Origin of the sequence: Caldimonas mangrovi (genome assembly GCF_023721835.1) — a bacterium.
GTDB lineage: Bacteria > Pseudomonadota > Gammaproteobacteria > Burkholderiales > Burkholderiaceae_C > Caldimonas > Caldimonas mangrovi.
This window is the reverse complement of record NZ_JAMKFE010000015.1, coordinates 79,728-99,558: the sequence shown is the minus strand read 5'-3', so window position 1 is coordinate 99,558 and position 19,831 is coordinate 79,728. Positions and strand designations below refer to the sequence as shown.

The window sequence follows — 19,831 nt, the reverse complement described above, 5'->3', positions numbered from 1 at the left end:
GATGAGCCGTACGACCTCCGACTTTCAACTGGCAGGCGTTGCACTGCACAGCCGCTTTCTGCTCGGCACCGCCGGCTATCCGTCGCCGCAGGTGCTGCGCGAGGCCGTCGAGGCCTCCGGCGCACAGGTGGTGACGCTGGGCTTGAAGCGCCAGCTGTCGTCCGGCGCGGGCGACAACGGCTTCATCGAGATCATCAAGGGCTGTGGGGCCCGGCTGCTGCCCAACACCGCCGGCTGCCGCACCTCGCGCGAGGCGGTCACGCTGGCGCAGATGGCGCGCGAGCTGCTGGACACGCACTGGATCAAGCTCGAGGTGGTCGGCGACGAGCACACCTTGCAGCCCGATCCGTTCGGGCTCGTCGAGGCGGCCGAACAACTGGTCAAGGACGGGTTCGAGGTGTTTCCCTACTGCACCGACGATCTGGTCACTTGCCAACGGCTGCTCGACGTCGGCTGCCGCATCCTGATGCCCTGGGGCGCGCCGATCGGCTCCGGGCAGGGCCTGTTGAACCCCTGGGCGCTGCGCACGCTGCGGGCACGGCTTCCGGACGTGACCTTGATCGTCGACGCGGGCATCGGCGCGCCGTCGCATGCGGCGCAGGCGATGGAGCTGGGCTACGACGGCGTGCTGTTGAATTCCGCCGTCGCACAGGCGACTGACCCGGTCGGCATGGCGCGAGCGTTCCGCCACGCGATCGAAGCGGGCCGCCTGGGCCATCGGTCCGGTTTGCTGGCACCCCAGGACATGGCGGTCGCCTCCACGCCCGTCACCGGCCGGCCGTTCGAGGTATGACGCGCTCCAAGGGCGCCCGCAGGAGCGCTGGATGAGCCGGCAGGACGACAAGCGCCGGAGCCTGGTCTGGAGCGTGGCCGGCTCCGACAGCGGCGCGGGCGCTGGCATACAGGCCGACCTGAAGGCGTTCGAGGCCTTGGACGTGCACGGGTGCACGGCGATCGCAGCATTGACGGCGCAGAACTCCGTGGCGGTCGAGCGCATCGACGCCGTCTCGCCCGAGATGCTGGATGCGCAACTCGCGGCCCTCGCGGCTGACCTGCCGCCGCAGGTCGTCAAGACCGGCTTGCTCGGCAGTGTCGAGAACCTGCACTGCGTGGCGCGCTGGATCGACCGCCTGCGGCAGCACCGGCCCGTGGCCCTGGTGGTCGACCCGGTGCGGCGCGCGAGCAGCGGCGCCAGCTTCGCGGCCGAGACGTTGCGACAGGCCTTCGTGGCCGAGCTGTTGCCGCGCGCCACGCTGATCACGCCGAACCGGGACGAAGCGGCATGGCTGCTGGGTCTGACGACGCCTTTGCAGACGGACGAGGTGCCGCAAGCGGCAGCGAGGCTGCGCGCTTCGGGAACGGGTGCCGTGGCCATCACGGGCGGCGATGCCGGCAGTCCGGTCTCGCTCGACTTCGCCGACACTCCGCAGGCGCAAGGCTGGTTGTCGCTATCGCGCGTGCCGACACCGCACACGCACGGCACCGGCTGCGTGTATGCGTCGTCCGCGGCGGCGGCCCTGGCGCTCGGCTTCTGCGAGGCCGATGCGGTGGTGCTGGCGAAGATGGCGACCACCGTGGCGTTGCAGCACGGCTACCCGGCCGGACGAGGTGCCGGGCCGGTGCGTCCCCGCAGCGGCTTCGGGTGGCAGTCCGAGATGTTACCCGCATGGCAGGCATCGCCCGGTGGCCCGGACGTGAGCGGTTTTGCGCCGCTCGTCGATGCTCGCATGGGCCTGTACCCGGTGGTGGACAGCGCCGACTGGGTGGAGCGGGTGCTCTCGGCCGGTGTGCGCACGGTGCAGTTGCGCATCAAGCAAGCGCCGCACGAGCTGCTGTCGCGCGAGGTGCGACGCAGCGTGCAGGCCGCTCGCGCCGTGCAGGCGCAGTTGTTCATCAACGATTACTGGCAGCTGGCCCTCGAGCATGGCGCCTACGGCGTCCACCTGGGCCAGGAGGACTTGCAGACGCTCGACAGCGCAGCCCTCGGCGCCATCCGCGACGCCGGGCTGCGCCTGGGGCTCAGCACCCACAGCTACTGGGAGGTGTGCCGCGCGCATGCCCATGCGCCGAGCTACATCGCCTGCGGCCCGATCCACGCGACCACCACGAAGGAAATGCCCTGGCGGCCGCAAGGCGCCGGCAATCTCGCCTATTGGTGCCGGGTGCTGCGCGAGCCGGTGGTGGCGATCGCCGGCATGGACGAGGCGCGCAGCCTGGAAGCCACGCGTTGCGGTGCGGGCGGCATTGCCGTGCTGCGCGGCATCGTGCAGGCTGCGGAGCCTGAGCAGGCGATCGGTCGCTTGCAGGCGGCCATCGAAGCGGGGCGGAAGGCGCCTGCGTTCGCGCCGCCGGAGCTGCCCCGCAGCACGCTGCCAGGCCCGGTGCCCTGGATGTAAAGCGCCGCGAACCACCCGCCCGATACACTTCGGCCTTCTTTCGCTAACGAGACATCGATGACGAACGCCACCGTCACTGAGCAGCCGGTCCAGATCGTGCGCCGTGCACCGACGCCGGAGACCGCTGGGCAGCGCTGGCCGGTCGACGCGGTCCAGGCCCTGTTCGACCAGCCCTTTGCCGATCTGCTGTTCGAAGCACAGACCGTGCACCGGCAGCACTTCGCCGCGAACGAGGTGCAGCTGTCGACGCTGCTGTCGATCAAGACCGGCGGATGCCCGGAGGACTGCGCCTACTGCCCGCAGTCGGTGCACTACGACACCGGTGTCGAGGCCGACAAGCTGATGGACGTGGATGCCGTGAAAGCGGCCGCGGCGGCTGCGCGCGAGCAGGGTGCGTCGCGCTTCTGCATGGGCGCCGCGTGGCGTGCGCCGAAGGACCGCGACATCGAGAAGGTCGCCGAACTGGTGCGCACGGTGAAGGACCTCGGGCTGGAAGCCTGCTGCACGCTGGGCATGCTGACCGACACGCAGGCCCGCACGCTGAAGGACGCCGGCCTCGACTACTACAACCACAACCTCGATACGGAGCCGGAAGCCTACGGCCGCATCATCACGACGCGCGACTACCAGGACCGGCTCGACACGCTGGAGCATGTACGTGCCGCCGGCATGCATGTGTGCAGCGGCGGTATCGTCGGCATGGGCGAGTCGCGCCGCGAGCGCGCCGGGCTGGTCGCGCAGCTCGCCAACCTCGACCCGTATCCCGAGTCGGTGCCGATCAACCACCTGGTGCAGGTCGAGGGCACGCCGCTGCACGGGCTCGACCCGCTCGACCCGCTCGAGTTCGTGCGCACCATCGCGGTCGCGCGCATCACGATGCCCACCGCCCGCGTGCGGCTGTCGGCCGGGCGGCAGCAAATGAGCGAAGCGGTGCAGGCGCTGTGCTTCATGGCCGGCGCCAACTCGATCTTCTATGGCGACAAGCTGCTGACCACCGGCAACCCGGACTGGGAGCGGGACCAGCGCCTGTTCGGCAAGCTGGGACTGCGGGCCGTCTGACCCTCGGGCGCGGGCACGCCTAAGGCATCGGCAACGGCTCGAAACCGCTGTCGCCGCCGTGACGCGGCAGCTCGTCGCCCACACGGTGCCAGGGCACTCGGTCGTCGAAGTAGTAGTGCCCCTCCGGCGTGATGACGGCGCCCGGGGCCAGCACGCCGGCGGGAATGCCGGCGATCCCGGGCAGGCGGCGGTCGTCCGTGTAGACGTGCGTACCGCAATGCCGGCAAAACCGGCGCGTGATGTTGGGGGTGGCCTCGAAGGCCAGCAGATGGCCCGCACCCTCGAGGGTCAATGCGTCGTGGCGCACGCTGGCCCAGGTCGTGAAGGCGCCGCCGCCGAGGCGCCGGCACTGTCCGCAGTGGCAGTGCACGACATTCTGCGGCGCGCCATCGAAGCTGACGCGCACCTGGCCGCAGTAGCACCCGCCCGTCCTCACGTTGCCGCTGTCATTTCGGTTCACGACAAAACCAACCGGATGCCGCTGAACTGCCAGCGCGCTTGCGGCGGAAAGAAGTTGCGATAACTGCTGCGGAGATGGGAAATCGGTGTCGCACACGAGCCGCCGCGCAGCACCATCTGGTTGATCATGAACTTGCCGTTGTATTCGCCGACCGCGCCCTCGGCCGGGCGGAACCCCGGGTAGGGCAGGTAGGCGCTTTGCGTCCATTCCCAGACGTCGCCGAACATCTGCGCCAGGCCGGCGCTGCCGCTGCGCACCGCAGGTCGAGGGTGAAAGCAGCCGTCTTCGAGCAACGCGCCGCAGGGCGTATGAGGGGCCAGCGAGCGCGCAGCGGTTTCCCATTCGGCTTCGGTCGGCAGCCGGGCGCCAGCCCAGCGGGCATACGCTTCAGCTTCGTAGTAGCTGACATGGCAGACCGGTTCGTCGGGATCGACCGTGCAGCGCCCATGCAGCGTGAAGACCTGCCACGGACTCGTCGGCTGCTCGGGAGGCTGCCAGTACAGGGGCGCCAGCCACTCCCCACGTTCCCGGGCGTCCCAGCCGTCCGACAACCACAGTTCGGGCCGCGCATACCCGCCGTCGTCGATGAACTCGAGGTACTCGGCGTTGGTAACCAGGCGCGAGGCCAGCGAGTAGGGTTCGAGCCAGACACGGTGTGACGGGAGTTCGTTGTCGAAGCAGAAGCTCTTATCGCTGTGGCCGATCTCGGTGAGCCCGCCGTCGAACGCGACGTGCTGCAGTGGAGGACGGGACCCGTGAGGCGTCGGCGTGCGCGGACGATAAACCGGTGCGACCGGATTGCGCGAGAAGTGGTGCTTCAGGTCGGTCAGGATCAGTTCCTGATGCTGTTGCTCGTGGTGCAGCCCGAGTTCGACCAGTGCCGCCATGTCGGGAGACAGGTCTGGGCGGTGCAGCACCGCACCCACCTGCTGCTCTATACGGCGGCGATACGCCAGCACCTCATCGAGAGAAGGGCGGGACAGCATGCCGCGCTCAGGGCGCGGATGACGCTCGCCGACACCGACGTAATATGAGTTGAACAACTGCCGATAAGCCGGATCGACGCTGCGATAACCCGGTACCGCGCGCTCCAACACGAAGGTCTCGAAGAACCATGTGGTGTGCGCGAGATGCCATTTGACGGGACTGGCATCCGGCATCGACTGCAGCAGGCAGTCCTCGGCGGACAGTCCCTCGACCAGGGCGTCGGTCTGCCGGCGCACCGCCTGGAACGCGGCAAACAGCGACGTGGGGATGCGCGACTGCGCCGACACGGGTCCGCGGCCGGGTTCCTCGAGCAAGGCGTTCGCCCCGTCGGGCGTCCGGACGGCGCTCATGCCGGTGCAGCGACGAAAACGTGGAACCACTCGCGATCGTCGCTCCAGTGCTGCAATGCACCGAAGCCCGCATCGCGCAGCAATGCCGAGAAGCTCTGCGCCGTGTACTTGTACGAGTACTCCGTCACGACAGCCTCGCCATCGTCGAAGTGCCGTTCGTCGTGGCCGATGCGTACCGTCTGAGCCTCGCGGGACACGAGGTGCATCTCGATGCGGCCGGCATGCGGGTTGAAGACCGCCCGGTGCGCGAAGCGGCGCGGGTCGAAGTCGGCGCCCAGCTCGCGGTTGACGACGCGCAGCACGTTCAGGTTGAAGGCAGCCGTGACGCCCAGCGCATCGTCGTACGCTGCCTCCAGCACGTGGCGTTCCTTGACGCCGTCGACGCCGATCAGCAGGCGACCGTCGGCGCCGAGATGCTCGCGCACGGACCGCAACAGCACCAGTGCTTCGGCCGGCGTGAAGTTGCCGATCGACGAGCCGGGATAGAAGAACACGGCAGGGGCCGGCGAGCGCCTCAGCACGCGTTGCAGCCGCAACGGCTTGGTGAAGTCGGTGGCGACGCCGACGAACTCGACGTCCGGGAAGCGCCCGGTGCCGGCGTCGAGCGAGATGCGCAACCACTGCGGGGAGATGTCGACCCCCAGCCAGCGGCGCGCGCCCACCGGCTCGAGCCACGGCCAAGACTTGGCTCCGTCGCCGCAGCCCAGATCGACCCATTGAGCACCGCGCGGCAGCCGCCGCGCGATGGCGCCGCGGTAGCGATCAAAGATGGCTGCCTCGGTCCGTGTCGGGTAGTACTCCTGCAACTCGCAGATCGCGCTGTACAGCGCGCAGCCTTGCGCGTCGTAGAAGAACTTGGGGGAAATCTGTGCCGGGTGCTCGAACAAGCCGGCGCGCAGCGCGGCGAGCTGCGAGGCACGGTCCTCCACGGCGTCGACGACGATGCTCGGCGGCCCCCACGGGGCGGGCTCGCCGCGGAAGTTCAGTTCGGGGTCGAGGGAGTGTGCAAGAGCCGAGGCGGGGGCCGGTACGTGATGCGGGGGCGGCGGTTTCATTGGGGTCCTTTGTTGCGCGGGCCTGCAGCCGTACGGGCGACGGCTGCAGGCACGGTAACGCCTGCCGGGCGCTCGTGCAAGCCCGCGGCGCCTCGCGACAGGTGGCGCGAAGCCACCCGTCGAGAGCGCCCGGCCGCATCAGCGCTTGCTTCGCGGCGCGTTGGCGGCAGGTGACGGCAATGAATGTCCGGGGTGCTCAGTGCGCGGTGCGCGAACCTTTGCGAGCCGGTTTCGCCGCGCCGCCGTCGCTCGTCCCGGTGGTCGATCGGTCCGGCTCGGACGGTGAGGAGATGCGTTCCAGCGTGTCCTCGACGTCTGCTCCGTGCCTGGTTGCCAGGTCGCCCAATGAGACGATGCCGACCAGATGCTTGTCGCGGTCGACGACAGGCACGCGGCGGATCTGCACGTCGCTCATTTGCTGCATTACTTCGTCGACGTCCTGGTCTTCGAAACACCAGCGCACCTGCTCGGTCATCACGTCCTTCACGGCGGTGCCGTCGGCCGGGAGGCCGCTGGCGACCGCGCGCACCGTGATGTCGCGGTCGGTGATCATGCCGACGAGCCGCTGGCCCGTGCAGACAGGCACCGCGCCGACGTTCAACTCGTCCATCACCTGCGCTGCAGCCTGCAGCGTGTCGTCGGGCGAGACCACGCGCACGTCGCGCGTCATGACTTCAGAGATCTGTTGTTGCATCTTGACGGACTCCTTGAAAACGACCGGGACCCACGCATGCAGGCCTTGCTCGCTTGCTGCAAGCGGCATACCCGATACACGCGTTTCAGCGCCGCCGGTGACAGCGCCGCCGCGTTGCGTCCAGAATCAGCGCCTCGCACCGCGTGTGCAATCACAACGAACAGGAGGCCCATTGCATCCCCCTTCGCATCCCGCGACTTCGCACTCGCGTCCGCACACGTCGCGGTTTCTGCTGCTGCCGGCAGCAGGCTTCGTGGCAGGCGGCATCTTCACCTCGAACAGCACGCAGCAGTGGCTGCGCCAGCTGATGCCGCGGCCGCAGGACGGCATGGAAACGGTGGCCGGCGTCACGCTGCGCGTGATCGCGTCGGCTGCGAGCGACGGTACCAAGGTGGTTGCGCTGACCCCGAACGAAGCCGCGCTGCTGCAGGCCGGCATGCCAGGGCTGCGTGTCGTGCCCGAGCGCCGCTACCTGCCGGCCAGGGCCCCCCGGCTGCGCGCGTTGCGCAAGCCGGCCGTGAAGGCCGCGGAGCCTCCCCAGACCCTGACGCTGCGTGTCACGGCCGGCGAGGGGCAGCATGCGAAGCCGCTGCCGGACTGCGTGGTGGTGGTGCTGACCGACGTCGCGACCGGCACCGGTGTCGAGGGCACCAGCAATGCGCGCGGCGAAGTGCGTCTGCGGCTGCCGGCCACGCTGCGCCAGGCACCGATCGTGGCCGCCTACCCGCTGCACGGTGCATGGGCGCGCGAGTGGCGCAACTTGCCGTTGCAGGCGGGCATGGCGATCGCGCTGCCGGCCCTCGAACTGGGCTTTGCCGATGCCCGGCGCGTGCTGTACGAGGCGCCGAAAGGCGACGAAGGCGGGGGCGTGAAGGTGGCCGTGATCGACACGGGCGTCGGGCCGCACGCCGATCTGCGCGTTGCGATCGGGCGCAACACGACGCTGGTGGAGCCGGTCGACCAGTGGCACGACGAAGACGGCCACGGAACGCACGTCGCCGGTGTCATCGGGGGCCATGGAGCGACCGGGCAGGGCGTCAGCGGGGAGGCGGCACAGGTTCGCCTGCACGCCTACCGGGTGTTCGAGCGCGGCGAAGGTGGGGCCTCGAATGCCGCGATCCGCGAGGCGATCCGCCAAGCGGTGCTCGACGGCTGCGACATTCTCAACATGAGCCTGGGCGGGGGCGACAGCGACCCGGCGATCTCCGAGGCGATCCAGTTCGCACGGCTGAGCGGGGCAGTTTGTGTCGTCGCGGCGGGCAACGAAGGCGGGCCGGTCAGTTTCCCGGCCAACGACCCGCTGTCACTGGCCGTGGCGGCCGTCGGTATCAAGGGTGCATGGCCGAAGGGGGCCGCGCAGCAGCGCCACCTGACCCAGCCGCCCGGCAAACATGACAGCTTCGTCGCGCGTTTTTCCAACCGCGGGCCCCAGATCCGGCAGGCGGCGCCGGGCGTCGGCATCATCTCGACCATCCACCGCGACCGCTACGGCGTGATGGACGGCACCTCGATGGCCAGCCCGGTGGCCGCCGGCGTGCTCGCTCGCGTCCTGGCGAGCACGCCGGAGGTGTTGAATTCACCCCGGGATGCGCGGCGCTCGGAGGCGATTCTGGAACTGGCCGCGCGGCGCGCCGAAGACCTGGGCTTCCCTGCGACTATGCAGGGCAAGGGTCTGGCGCGATAATCCTGCCCATGAAGCGCTTTGTCCTTTATTGCGGGGGGGCTGCCCCCAGCGGCCCGCAGGTCGGCCCCGAAGAGGCGGCCGCAGCCACCCGCGCCGAAGGAGCCAAAGTGGTCGCGGCCGGCACCGGCACATTGATCGTCGATGCCGAATTGCCTCAGATCAAGCGCATCTCCCGGCTGCTGCCCGGATGGTCCTACACCGCCGAGACGCGCAGCGTGCGCAAGCCCGCGCCGCCTCGCCGCAAGGCGGCCTGACGACTCGCGGCACGCCTCGCCGCACTTTTCCGCATTCTGTTCGGCTAGCCGTAGGCGCCTTGGCGCGGCGGGCCGCCGGAGACCCCGGTGGTCGGCAGGCGGTCGGTGCCATGCGTGGGCGGGCCATCGACCCCAGCCACCCGTGCGCAACTCTTGGCGCAGCGCTCGCAGGCGTCCACGCAGTCTTCCATGCCGCCCAACTGCCGGCAGCTTTGCGCGCAGGCGCCGCAGACTTTTGCACAAAGTGCGCAAACCTCCGCGTGCAGCGTCGACTCCGCCAGCATGAAGTGGCCGGCGGTACCGCACATCTCGGCGCAGTTGAGCATCAGGCTCAGGTGTTCGCGTTCGGCGTGCGCACCGCCTTGCTCCAGACAATGACCCATGGCCATCGCCAGGCAGATGGTGCGGCATTGCAGGCAGTCGTCGATGCACTGCTTGACGGCGGGGTCGTTGGCAATACCGGTCACGTCGGGACTCCTCGGGTTGCCTAGCCTGGGCGGCAAGCGACGTACCTGCAGGAATGGGGCTTGCCGCGCAGGCAGCACGAACTTCCTGCAAGCGAGGCGACATGAAGACCTGGTCCGTATCGATGAAAGATTCCCTCGTCTCCGGTGGTACCGCTGGCGTGCTGTCGGCCGCCGTGCTGGCTTGGCGAGGGCGGCACGACACGCGCAGTGCGGTGGCACCGCTCAACGCGACCAGCCATATCGTGTGGGGCGACGAATCGCTGCATGTCGACCGCCCGACCGTGCGGCACACTTTGACCGGCACCTTGCTGCATGCCGGCTCGGCAGTGTTCTGGGGCGTGCTGTTCGAGCGGCTGCTCGGACGTGAACGTCGGCAGGATCACTTCGATGCGGTCGTGCGCAGCGCGGTGAAGGCGACCGCGGCGGCGGCCGTCGTCGACCTGTGCCTGGTGCCGCGGCGCCTGACGCCGGGCTTCGAGCGGCGGTTGTCCGGCCGCAGCCTGTGGCTGGTGTACGGTGGGCTCGCCGCCGGGCTGGTGACGGGCGCCTGGCTGCTGAGACGCACCGGCCGCTGAGCTGCCGCCAAAGAAAACGGGCCCCGGAGGGCCCGTATGAATGCACAGCGAGCTGTGCTCTCAGGAGGAGGCTATATCACCAACGAACGTCTGACAATCGCACCAGAAATCAATGGATGTGCAAGCCACCGCTTGCCTTGCCCTTGCCGGCGCGCGCCGGCGGATTGCACATGCCGCACACATAGTGCCGCGCGATCTCGTGCGGGTGGGTCACGAAGTGCCCGCCGCATTTGCTGCATTGGGTCATCGACAGCATGCCGTTGTCGATGAACTTCACCAGGCGCCACGCGCGGGTGACCGACAACAGCGGCTCCAGCGACTGCGCCTGCGTCTGCTCCAGGTACAGCCGGTAGGCCTTGATGATGGTGTCGATCTCGTCGAGCTCGGCCACCTTGTTCAGGTATTCGTGGATGTTCAGGAACAGGCTGGCATGGATGTTCGGCTGCCAGGTCATGAACCAGTCGGTGGAAAACGGCAGCTGCCCCTTCGACGGCGACTTGCCGGAGACTTCCTTGTACAGCCGCAGCAGTCGTTCGTACGACAGGTCGGTCTCGGACTCCAGCACCTGCAGGCGGGCACCGAGCTGGATCAGGGTGACCGCACGCTCGATCTGCCTGGCTTCGGTGAGGATGCTCTTGTTGCGCATGGGGCGGGCTTTCGCGAGGGGTGTCGATGATCCGGGGGCGGTCAGGCCGCTTCTTGATGGCGGCCGGCCAGCACGATGGACGCGTGCAGTCGCGAGGTGCCGTCATTGGCCGCCGTCTTGCCGTGGTTCGTCAGCAGGCCCCAGACCAGTTCGTCATCGAAGCGGAAGCGGCACAGCAGCGTGTTGCCGGAGGCGATCTTCATCATCTGGGCCGGAGTCAGCATCGCCAGCATGTCCGCGGTGTCTTCACTGATGCCCAGGCGGAACAGCGCTTCTTCGCGGTCGGAGCGGATCAGATTCTGCGCCAGCATCAGGTACGACAGATTGGCTTCGCGGATTTCGGTGAGGATCTGGTCGGCGGTGGTGGTCATCTTCTTGGCTCCTTCTTGTCCCCGCTGTTCGCGGAACTGGCCCGGTTTCTGGTGTTTGCTTTTGCTTGCACCGTGAAACCAATTCTGACCAACCCCTTTCGAACGGCCCATCAGCCCGCTTCTGTTCGGCGCGTCGCCGCGAACTGAGGGGGCTTGTCAGGCAAATTCCTACAAAACTGCCCGAAAGCCGTTTCACTTTCCGCTCAAGTACGCCGAATCAGAAATCCATCACGGGGACGATCTTGAAGACCGCCGCCTCCGGCCAGCGCTCTGCGGCCAGTGCGCAGGCCGTCTGCACCGCACTCTCGCGCTCGGCGTCGAGAATTTCGAGCCAATGAGGGGCGGCGTCCCCGGCTGGGTATTTGAAGGCCACCAGCCAGCCTGTGATCTCTCCGAACATCTGATCCGTCTTGCTCGCAAAACGCCCGCGCGGGCCGGCGCAGGACACTGCGCTGCCTGGGGCTCGAGCGATGGTATCGGTCGCCACGGCGAAGAAGGGCCGTGCCGCCGCAGGCAGCCGCGGGCTCCGAGAATTTGTGCCGCGCCCGCGGTACCGGAGTCAACCGGGATCGCGCAGGGTGTGCGGATGTTGGCGCTCGTAGCGCTCCTGGCAGGGCGCGCAGCGCGAGGCGGTAGGCTGGGCCAGCAGCCTGCGCTCGCCGATCGGCTGGGCGCAGTCGATGCACTCGCCGTAGCTGCCTTCCTGGATGCGGCGGCGCGCCGCTTCGATCTGGTCGAGTTCCTCGATGTCACGCGACATCTCGATGTGGCGGATGCCGTTCTGCAGGTGATCCGTCGCGTTGTCGCCGTGGTCGCCGACCACTCCGGCCTGACCGATGGCCTGCTGCTCCGCTGCCTCGCGCGCACTGCGTACCTCGGCCTGCAGATCGGCCTCGCGTCGGTCGAGCAGACGGCGCAGTGTCTGCAACTGCTGATCGGACAAATGGGACATCGTTTCCTTTCGACGAGGGTCTGGGGTGGCGATGTCAGTCAGCAATTCCGGCGCCTACGCTACGCGCAGGACCGTTCATTCGACCTCGTCGTGCTCGCGCAGCCGGATGCACTGCGGATGATTGAAGAAGTGGCCCTGCCTGCACTGCGACTGCATGCAGTAGTACAGCGAGAAGTTGGTACGCGACCCGCAGGCTGCCCGCGGGTTGCTGGCAATCTGCGGTGCGGCGACCTTGACCGCCGGCTCGGCCGCAGCAGGCGCCGGTCCTGCGGCGGGCGGCTGGGCCTGGATCTGTTCGTCTTCAGGGGGGCTGACGTCTTCTGACTCACCGCGCGCAGACACCGGAGCGGCCTCGGGAGCGGGAGAGGCTGCGACCACGGGCTCGCGTGGAGCCGGTGCCGTTTCGGCAACGGGTGGAGGCTCGGGCGCTGTCGGAACTGGCGCCGGCTCTCGTGCAGGCGGTGCGGCGACCGCCGGAGGCACCGCGGTGGCCTGCTGCGGCGGCGTTTCGTCGCTGCCAAGCGAAGTGTTGGCCAGCCGGCGCAGCAACTCTTCGGCGGTGCGGTGTTCCTGCCATTGCCAGGCGCCCAGGCCCAGTGCAGCCAGCACCGCGAGCGCGGCGCCCCACCGCGCACCGGCGCCGCGGCCCGCGCGCGTGCGCTGCTGCACGTCGTCGTCGTCCGGCCGCATGGTGCCCCACGCGGGGTCGGGCCGGCTGGGCGGGATCGAGCCGAGCGCAGCGTTCAGGGCGGCCATGACCGCAGCGTCCGAAGGGACCTCGTCGGACAGTGTGGGCGGCGCGGCGACGGAAGGAGCCGCGGCGGGAGACGGCGCAGGGGCCGGCGGCGGAACCGGCGTGGCAGCCGTCGCAGCGGGCGGCACGGCCGTGGGCGCCGGGGAAGGCCCGAGCGGCGGGATGGCCGCGAAGAAGGGGGACTCCGCGGGTGCGGATGCAGGTATGGGCGCGGGTGCGGGGGCGAACGAAGCGGCCGGTGCCGACACCGGACGCGACCAACCTGGCTGGCTCAATGCGTCGCGCAGCTGGGCCACCGTTTGCGGCCGGTCCTTGGGGCGCACCGACAGCGCCCATTCGATCACCGACAGGAAAGACGCGCTGTAGCGCAAGTCAGGGAAGGTGTTGCGCAGCGATTCGGCCACCTCGGCCAGCGGCTTGAGTTGATCGTCGACGGCTCGCACCGTCGACGGCAGCGGCGAGCGGCCGCTGATCAGGTAGTACATCACCGCGCCGAGGGCGTACAGATCGGTCCAGGGGCCCTGCTGCAGATGCCCGGCCTCGGCGTACTGCTCGATCGGTGCGAAAGCGGGCTTGAGGATGGCTGTCAACGTCTGCGTACGGTCGCCGATCACACGGCGAGCCGCACCGAAATCGAGCAATACCGGCCGCCCGTCGGGCAGCAGCAGGATATTGTCGGGAGCGATGTCGCGGTGGTAGCACGAACTGGCGTGCAGGACCTCCAGGGCGCCCATGAGCGACAGCAGCAGGTTGCGCAACCAGGTTTCGTCCGGAGGCTGCGTCATGGCCATGCGGGCGGCCGCCAGCGTCGTGCCTTCGTAATAGGGCATCACCATATAGGCGGTGCCGTTTGCTTCCCAGAAGCGGTACACACGCACCAGCGAAGGGTGGTCGAAGCGGGCCAGCAGCCGCGCCTCGTTGACGAACGAGCGCAGGCCGAGCTTGAAGGTGTCATTGTGCGACGTGGCGCGCAGGGTGACGGAGGCGCGAGCACCGCGGGCAGCCAGTGCGGCGGGGAGGTATTCCTTGATCGCCACGTGACGCTGCAGCCCGTGGTCGGCTGCGAGGTAGACGATGCCGAAGCCGCCTTCGCCGAGCACCCGCTCGACCTCGTACTCCGCCAGCCGGGTCCCGGCCGGGAGTGCGTCATGGCTGGGTGCCAGTGTCTGTGTGGGTTCGAACCCCGGATCGAAGCTCTCCGGGGGCGCGGGTGGACGAGGGTGGTTCATCGATCGGGCCAGTTCGGAGCCCGGAGGCGCCGCAAGAACTGAGCCATCGCTCAGCAGGTCATTTTGCCCGTTTATAGACGAAAGACCAGCTTGAAACCGTTGCGAAGGGTGACCCTGGTCAGGGGCATCGCGGGCGGGCTTGACTTTCGGCGAACCGTGCGCGCGCCGTGCAAGGGCAGCCGAAGCGACGGGGTGCCGGCCGGCCGCCACGGTTTTCATCGGCACGCCGTTGCTCTGAACCAACGACCGCGCGAGCCTGTCAAGAACCGGACATGGTCTTTGTGTGATGCTCTCGATTCTTCCTCGCTGCCGCGCCCTGCGCGTCCGGGGGCCGAGCTTCAAAGGTGCCGTCATGCCTTTCGCTGCCGTTCGCGATACCCTTGCTCTGCTGCACTGGGTCGGCCGTGTACTGGTCCCGCTGGCACGCCGACGGCGATCGCCGTTGCACCGGCACTTGGCCACCGGCCCGTCCATCCTGCAGCATCGACCGCGCACCGGGCTCCAGCGTCACGCCGATTTTCAGGACACCCAGCCGCGCATCCACCCGCTGCCACCGCACCACATCGGGCGCGAGGGGCCGCTCGGCCTGGGCTGACGGTACTTGCCCCTGCTGAGGGAGGGGGTCGCAGGTCCGGCGCCGCCGCGAGAGACCGATACTGGGGCGTTTCGGCTGCCATGGCCCCACCACTCTTCGACGATCGCGCTCATGCCGGACGGTTGCTTGCCGCCCGGGTGAAAGCGTTGTCGCTTCACGACCCTCTGGTGATCGCGCTGCCGCGCGGCGGCGTGCCGGTGGGGGCCGAAGTTGCCAGGGAGCTGCAAGCCCCGCTCGAGTTGTTGCTGGTGCGCAAGATCGGCGCACCGTGGCAACCCGAACTGGCGGTGGCAGCGGTCGTCGACGGCTCGCCGCCGGAGTTGGTGGTGGACGACCATGCGCTGCGGGCCGTCGGCTGTGGACGCGCGCATGTGGAAGCACAGCTGCCATATGCGCTGGCCGAGATCGAGCGTCGCCGCGCAGCCTACCTTGGCGCCGAAGCACCGGTGGACCCATCCGGGCGCGACGTCGTGGTGGTCGACGATGGCCTGGCGACAGGCACCACTGCCCGCGCGGCGTTGCGAGCACTCAGAAGGCGCCGCGTGCGGCGTCTGGTGCTCGCCGTTCCGGTGGCGGCGCGCGAGAGCCTCGAAGCCTTGCGTGGCGAGGCGGACGACGTCGCATGCCTGTCCACCCCCGAGCACTTCGAGGCGGTCAGCCCGTACTACCGGCGCTTCGAGCAACTGGAAGATGGCGAGGTGGTCGAGCTGATCCGTGCAGCAAGAAGCGCAGAAAGATGAGCCGGTCCGGGAACGTCCCTTGCCGAGACGGGACATGGCTGTACCGCCCGCTGACTTCGACCTGAGTGAGCTGCTCGCTCAACTGGCTCGCAGCGGTCTCGAAGCCTGCTGCGCTCGCGGCCTCGTCTTCCTCTATGACCACGAAGGCCTGCATGCGCTGGTGCGTGGCTCGGAAGAGCGCTTCGCGGCGCTGGTATCGGCGGTGCTTGCGCGGGCCATACACCTCGCGCGTGGTGGCCATGTGTTTTGTGGGGCGCAGGTCACCGCCGGCCAGGACGGAGCCTGCGACATCGTCGTGCAGATCGCGTTGAGCGCGCCGATGCCGGAGTTCCTGCGCGAATGGTCCGCGCTGGGTGAAATGGAAGGGGTGCCCTGGACGGCGCCGCCGGTGCAGGGGTCCGGCGGCGTTCAAATGCTCAGTTCGCACAGCGCCGCGACGGCGGCTCAGATTGCCGTGCTGAGCTTCGCCGACGCGGGAGCCGTCGTGCGCCTGGAGACCCGCATGCCATGGACGGCGTCGGCCGGAGCCTGGGCCGACGCACGTGGCGCCCGGGCCTGGGTGATCGCGCCGCCGGCGCGCTGTGCACATGGGGAAACGCTTGCCCGGCGTCTGCAGCGACTCGGATGGCACACGACGCAGTTCGCGTCGCCGGGCGATGCGCTCGCCCATCTGGACGATCGCTCGTGCGAGTTCGCTCCGCCTCTGCTGGTGCTTGGTCTGGCGGACGAGGCGGCAGCACTCGCCGAACTCGAGCAACTCGCGCAGCGGGTGCCGCTGGGCACGGCGGTGATGCAGGCGTGCCTGCCCGGCGGGCCGCGTGGCAACGAAATGGTGTTGCCGGCCTGCGCACTGCCGCTCGGCTTGTCGGATCTGCTCGAGTTGACGCGCGGTGTGGCCGAGCGCGCGCCGCTGCCTTCGGGCAGGACACAGCCCGGTCCCTTGTCGATGAAGGCCCGACAGCATCTGTTGCTGGCCCTCGAAAACCCGGTCGAGCAGGCGCTGGCGAGCGCAATGCTGCACGCGCACGGTTATGAGGTGGCGCTGGCCAGTACCTTCGACGAAGCTGCCGCGCACTGCGAGCGTTTTGCACCGCGCGCCGTGTTGATCGACCTGCAGCCCGACGGCCGCGGGCTCGCGGCCCTGCGCGCCTTGCGCCAGCGCCAGCTCGACGGCAGCCTGCCCGAATCGCCCTTGATCGCTGCGTGCACGAGTACCGGCCTGCGCGACGCGGCGCTTGCAGCCGGCGCGCACGCCGTGGTCGGCAAGCCATTTGACGCGGCGCAGCTGCGGCACGCCATCGACGCGACTACCGTCGGACGCTGAATCGGCGAGGTTCCGGTCCCATATCCATGGGATAGGCGCATGCGCTGACGCAGTTACGATGGCGTGCGCACTACGCGCGGCCGTTCCCCGAGGTATCCCTTGATCACGCGCCTGGACCTGTTCTCCCTCAAACTGTTCGTCGACATCGTCGACCTGGGCAGCATCGGCAAGGGAGCGGAGAAGAACTTCATTGCCGTATCGGCGGCGAGCAAGCGCATCGCCGATCTGGAGCACGAACTCGCCGCACAGCTGCTGCAGCGGCAGGCGCGCGGCGTCGCGGTCACGCAGGCGGGGCTCGCGGTCTACAAGGGGGCGCAGGAAACCTTCGTGCAATTGCAGCGGATGGCGACGGAGGTCGACGAAATGAGCAGCGGCAGACGGCAACCCGTGCGCCTCTACGCCAACCTCACGGCCATGATGTGCCACCTGCCGGATGCCGTCGCAAGTTTCTGCGCCAGCCACCCCACGATCAAGGTCGACCTGCATGAACAATCGACCGCGACGACGCTGAAGGCGGTGTCGCGCGGCGAAGCCGACATCGGCATCGTCGCCCCGATCGTTCCGTATCCGGACGACCTGCAGCGCAGCCGCTACCAGCAGGTCCGGTTGGCAGTGGTTGTCAGTTCTCGGCACGCACTGCGCGGTCGCGGCCCGGTGACTTTCGAGCAGGCGGCGGTGTACGACTTCATCGGCCTCGACAGCGACGGCGCCTGGGACCGTATGCTGGGCCGGTTCGCGCAGGAACGCGGCTGCGCGTTCCATGTGCGCGTGCGCGTGCACGGCTTCGACGCGATGTGCCGGATGGTCGCAAGCAACCTCGGCGTGGGCATCGTGCCGTTGCCGGTGGCGGTGCAATGCGCGGCCAGCATGGACCTGTGCGTGCTGTCGCTCGACGAGCCATGGGCCGACGTACCGCTGGACATCTGCACCCGCGCACCGGAATTGCTGTCCGAGGGCGCACGGCTGTTGCTCGACCACTTGCGCCGCCATGGCAACGTGCAGCGAGCGGCACCACAGCCGCCTGTCTCGTTGCTGCACTGGCCGTCGGCAACGGCGCCGGCCGCGGCGCTGCCACTATGAACCGGCCATGCTAAGCAGTTCAGCGTTCGCCGGCAGCCGTCAGTGCAGCGGGCGCCCGATGAGCGCCCGCGTCCTGGGCCATGGCCGGTGCCGCCAGCGGCAGCCACAGTCTGACCACCGAGCGGCCGGGGGCCGATTCGATCGTCAACTGTCCGCCCAGGCCGGCGGCGCGTTCGCGCATATTGCGCAGCCCGTGCCCATACGATTGCGCAACGGCGGCGTCGAAGCCGACACCGTCGTCGGCGATGCTCACTTCGACGCCGGAGCGCCCGTCGTGCGCCTGCTCGGCGGTGCGCACGGCAACGCTCGTCGCACGCGAGTGCCGCACCACGTTGCTCAGCGCCTCTTGCAGCACGCGCATGATGGACAGCGCCTGCGTCACTTCCAGCCACGGCAGCGCGGGCAGTTCCTGAACCTGCCACTCCATGCGGATGCCGGCCGCCAGCAGGCGCTTCTCGAGCCGGTAGCGCAGCGTCGCGATCACCGCGACGAGGTCGTTCTCCATCGGCTCGAGCGAGTCGATCGTCAGCTTGAGTTCATCGATGCATTCGCGCACGACCGCAGCCAGGCTGTGGCGGTCCATGCGGCCGCGCTCGATCATCGCGAGAGAGGTGTTCAAGCTGGCGCCGATGCCGTCGTGGATTTCCCGCATCAGGCGCTGCCTTTCCTGGGCCACCGCGAGTTCCTGCTCCTTGCGCGCACGCCCCAGCAGCAGTTCCTGGATGCGGTCCAGGGACTCCTGCAACTGCCGGTTGCGCTCGTGCAGTTTCTTGCGCAGCAGGCCCACGTGGGCGGCGACCACCGTGAAACGCCCGAGCAAGAACATCAGCAGCACCCACAGCACCAGCGCTTCGTGCGGCGTCGACGCGGGCAGCGCGAGCCGGTCCCAGACGAAATAGAAGATCGCCGCCGAGCCGGCGCCGACGACGAGCAAGGCCCGGCGGAACTCCGGCAGGCCAAACTGCACCAGCCCGAACACACCGGTGACGAACAGGCTCGACAGCGATGCAAACGCGAGCTGCGGCGCCACGCTCAGGAAGGTCAGCGCGACCAGGCCACCGTGGGCCATCTGCCAGCCGAACAGGTTGGGGTCGCGCAAACGCAGGTTGGCGCCCCGGCGCACGAGCAGGAAGAATACTGCGCTGCCGCCCATGCTCGCGACCGCGTACAACGCCGGAATGTCCCAGCCGACCGTGCCGATGAGCGCATACAGCGACATCGTCAGGATGCCGAAGAGGTAGTTGACGGCCGAGACGCCGATCATGCGCACCCGGTTGTGCTGGTCGCGTGCGACGCGGTCGGTCGGAGCAGGAATGTCGGTCGCGGTCATGCGGCAAGGCGAGGAGTTGCCGCGATGCTCGCCGGCTTGTGCTGCCCATGCAACCGGGCCTTTCCCTCGCCGGACCGGCAACGCGCGCTGCACCGCCGACCGTGCGCGGCAGGCCCGGCCGGAAGAGGCGAGTGATGATCGAGGTCATGCTGGTCGAAGACGACCTTCACTTCGCGGAACGCTTTGCCGAGGCGCTGGAGCGCTCGGGCAGCATGCGGCTGGCCGCCCGCTGCGGCACCGTGCGCGAAGCGCTGGAGCGGCTGCAATCGCTGGCGCCCGACGTGCTGCTGGTCGATCTCGGGCTGCCGGACGGCAACGGCATCGAAGTGATCCGCAGCGCGGTCCAGCGCTACCCGAACTGCGACGTGCTGGTCGTCACGATGTACGGGGACCAGACCAACGTGCTCACCTGCATCGAAGCCGGCGCCAGCGGCTATTTGCTGAAAGAGGCCGTGAAGGAGGACATCGTCAAGCACATCGACGACCTGCGCTCGGGTGGCTCGCCGATCTCGCCGGTCATTGCGCGCCAGCTGTTGCGCAAATTCCAGCCGTCGCGACCGGCCGGACCGGCGCCGACGCCGCTGGCCGAGCATGTCACCGAGCGCGAGCTGCAAGTGCTGCAACTGCTTGCACGCGGATTCAACTACCAGGAGATCGCCGGCCTGCTGGGTGTGTCGATCCATACCATCGGCACCTACATCAAGCGCATTTACCGCAAGCTGCACGTCAATTCGCGTGGCGAAGCGGTGTACGAGGCGCAGCAGATGGGCATCCTGAAATAGCCGCGCCCTGAGCAGACATCGTGTGCAGCCAGCCGCGAGTCGAGCCA

22 protein-coding genes are annotated in these 19,831 nt (G+C 68.7%); 11 read left to right on the top strand and 11 right to left on the bottom strand.

Going from position 1 to position 19,831, the window contains the following annotated elements:
* The first annotated feature begins 1 nt into the window (after window position 1).
* The 3 genes from M8A51_RS20875 to bioB are packed head-to-tail and all read left to right on the top strand — an operon-like array spanning window position 2 to window position 3,455.
* Entirely contained in the window at window positions 2–793 is a 792-nt protein-coding gene (locus M8A51_RS20875; RefSeq protein WP_251780467.1) for a thiazole synthase, read from the top strand.
* A gap of 31 nt (window positions 794–824) precedes the next feature.
* Window positions 825–2,396 (top strand): bifunctional hydroxymethylpyrimidine kinase/phosphomethylpyrimidine kinase, encoded by a 1,572-nt coding sequence (gene thiD / locus M8A51_RS20870; RefSeq protein ID WP_251780466.1) that lies wholly within the window; start codon window positions 825–827, stop codon window positions 2,394–2,396.
* Window positions 2,397–2,453: 57 nt separating this feature from the next.
* Window positions 2,454–3,455, top strand: a complete 1,002-nt coding sequence (gene bioB / locus M8A51_RS20865) for a biotin synthase BioB (RefSeq protein WP_251780465.1) — start codon at window positions 2,454–2,456, stop codon at window positions 3,453–3,455.
* A gap of 19 nt (window positions 3,456–3,474) precedes the next feature.
* Here the strand turns inward: bioB and M8A51_RS20860 are convergent, their stop codons facing one another.
* The 4 genes from M8A51_RS20860 to M8A51_RS20845 form a co-directional block, all read right to left on the bottom strand.
* Window positions 3,475–3,915, bottom strand: a complete 441-nt coding sequence (locus M8A51_RS20860) for a GFA family protein (protein WP_251780464.1) — start codon at window positions 3,913–3,915, stop codon at window positions 3,475–3,477.
* Window positions 3,912–5,252, bottom strand: a complete 1,341-nt coding sequence (egtB, locus tag M8A51_RS20855; protein WP_251780463.1) for an ergothioneine biosynthesis protein EgtB — start codon at window positions 5,250–5,252, stop codon at window positions 3,912–3,914. The genes M8A51_RS20860 and egtB overlap by 4 nt, the downstream gene beginning before the upstream one ends.
* The gene (egtD, locus tag M8A51_RS20850) at window positions 5,249–6,307 is read right to left on the bottom strand and encodes an L-histidine N(alpha)-methyltransferase (RefSeq protein WP_251780462.1); all 1,059 of its coding nucleotides are present in this window, start codon (window positions 6,305–6,307) and stop codon (window positions 5,249–5,251) included. The genes egtB and egtD overlap by 4 nt, the downstream gene beginning before the upstream one ends.
* Before the next feature lie 196 nt (window positions 6,308–6,503).
* Window positions 6,504–7,001, bottom strand: coding sequence for a CBS domain-containing protein (locus tag M8A51_RS20845; protein ID WP_251780461.1), 498 nt, complete (start codon window positions 6,999–7,001; stop codon window positions 6,504–6,506).
* Window positions 7,002–7,254: 253 nt separating this feature from the next.
* Between M8A51_RS20845 and M8A51_RS26610 the strand changes: the two genes are divergently transcribed.
* Entirely contained in the window at window positions 7,255–8,685 is a 1,431-nt protein-coding gene (locus M8A51_RS26610) for a S8 family peptidase (RefSeq protein WP_251780460.1), read from the top strand.
* A gap of 8 nt (window positions 8,686–8,693) precedes the next feature.
* Window positions 8,694–8,939 carry a hypothetical protein gene (locus M8A51_RS20835; RefSeq protein ID WP_251780459.1) on the top strand — a complete coding sequence of 82 codons (246 nt, stop codon included), beginning with the start codon at window positions 8,694–8,696 and terminating at the stop codon, window positions 8,937–8,939.
* 44 nt (window positions 8,940–8,983) lie between these two features.
* On the opposite strand, the gene M8A51_RS20830 is transcribed toward M8A51_RS20835, so the two are convergent.
* Entirely contained in the window at window positions 8,984–9,406 is a 423-nt protein-coding gene (locus tag M8A51_RS20830; protein ID WP_251780458.1) for a four-helix bundle copper-binding protein, read from the bottom strand.
* A gap of 101 nt (window positions 9,407–9,507) precedes the next feature.
* Here M8A51_RS20830 and M8A51_RS20825 point away from each other — a divergent pair, with 101 nt between their 5' ends.
* A complete protein-coding gene (locus tag M8A51_RS20825; RefSeq protein WP_251780457.1) occupies window positions 9,508–9,981 on the top strand; it encodes a hypothetical protein in 474 nt (157 codons plus the stop codon).
* A gap of 109 nt (window positions 9,982–10,090) precedes the next feature.
* Here the strand turns inward: M8A51_RS20825 and flhC are convergent, their stop codons facing one another.
* The 5 genes from flhC to M8A51_RS20800 form a co-directional block, all read right to left on the bottom strand.
* Window positions 10,091–10,627, bottom strand: coding sequence for a flagellar transcriptional regulator FlhC (gene flhC, locus M8A51_RS20820; protein ID WP_251780456.1), 537 nt, complete (start codon window positions 10,625–10,627; stop codon window positions 10,091–10,093).
* 41 nt (window positions 10,628–10,668) lie between these two features.
* Window positions 10,669–10,998, bottom strand: coding sequence for a flagellar transcriptional regulator FlhD (gene flhD, locus M8A51_RS20815; protein WP_251780512.1), 330 nt, complete (start codon window positions 10,996–10,998; stop codon window positions 10,669–10,671).
* A 217-nt stretch (window positions 10,999–11,215) separates the two neighbouring features.
* Entirely contained in the window at window positions 11,216–11,398 is a 183-nt protein-coding gene (locus M8A51_RS20810; protein ID WP_251780455.1) for a hypothetical protein, read from the bottom strand.
* Window positions 11,399–11,557: 159 nt separating this feature from the next.
* Window positions 11,558–11,950, bottom strand: coding sequence for a TraR/DksA family transcriptional regulator (locus tag M8A51_RS20805; protein WP_251780454.1), 393 nt, complete (start codon window positions 11,948–11,950; stop codon window positions 11,558–11,560).
* 75 nt (window positions 11,951–12,025) lie between these two features.
* Window positions 12,026–13,933, bottom strand: coding sequence for a serine/threonine protein kinase (locus M8A51_RS20800; RefSeq protein WP_251780453.1), 1,908 nt, complete (start codon window positions 13,931–13,933; stop codon window positions 12,026–12,028).
* A gap of 352 nt (window positions 13,934–14,285) precedes the next feature.
* Between M8A51_RS20800 and M8A51_RS20795 the strand changes: the two genes are divergently transcribed.
* The 4 genes from M8A51_RS20795 (at window position 14,286) to M8A51_RS20780 (ending at window position 17,672) form a co-directional block, all read left to right on the top strand.
* On the top strand, window positions 14,286–14,528 hold the full coding sequence (locus tag M8A51_RS20795) for a hypothetical protein (RefSeq protein ID WP_251780452.1): 243 nt from the start codon (window positions 14,286–14,288) through the stop codon (window positions 14,526–14,528).
* A gap of 80 nt (window positions 14,529–14,608) precedes the next feature.
* Window positions 14,609–15,268 (top strand): phosphoribosyltransferase, encoded by a 660-nt coding sequence (locus M8A51_RS20790; protein ID WP_251780451.1) that lies wholly within the window; start codon window positions 14,609–14,611, stop codon window positions 15,266–15,268.
* Window positions 15,269–15,302: 34 nt separating this feature from the next.
* Window positions 15,303–16,592 carry a response regulator gene (locus M8A51_RS20785; protein ID WP_251780450.1) on the top strand — a complete coding sequence of 430 codons (1,290 nt, stop codon included), beginning with the start codon at window positions 15,303–15,305 and terminating at the stop codon, window positions 16,590–16,592.
* A 99-nt stretch (window positions 16,593–16,691) separates the two neighbouring features.
* On the top strand, window positions 16,692–17,672 hold the full coding sequence (locus M8A51_RS20780) for a LysR family transcriptional regulator (RefSeq protein WP_251780449.1): 981 nt from the start codon (window positions 16,692–16,694) through the stop codon (window positions 17,670–17,672).
* Window positions 17,673–17,691: 19 nt separating this feature from the next.
* Here the strand turns inward: M8A51_RS20780 and M8A51_RS20775 are convergent, their stop codons facing one another.
* Window positions 17,692–19,002, bottom strand: coding sequence for a sensor histidine kinase (locus M8A51_RS20775; protein WP_251780448.1), 1,311 nt, complete (start codon window positions 19,000–19,002; stop codon window positions 17,692–17,694).
* 134 nt (window positions 19,003–19,136) lie between these two features.
* Between M8A51_RS20775 and M8A51_RS20770 the strand changes: the two genes are divergently transcribed.
* The gene (locus M8A51_RS20770) at window positions 19,137–19,784 is read left to right on the top strand and encodes a response regulator transcription factor (protein ID WP_251780447.1); all 648 of its coding nucleotides are present in this window, start codon (window positions 19,137–19,139) and stop codon (window positions 19,782–19,784) included.
* Window positions 19,785–19,831 lie beyond the last annotated feature (47 nt).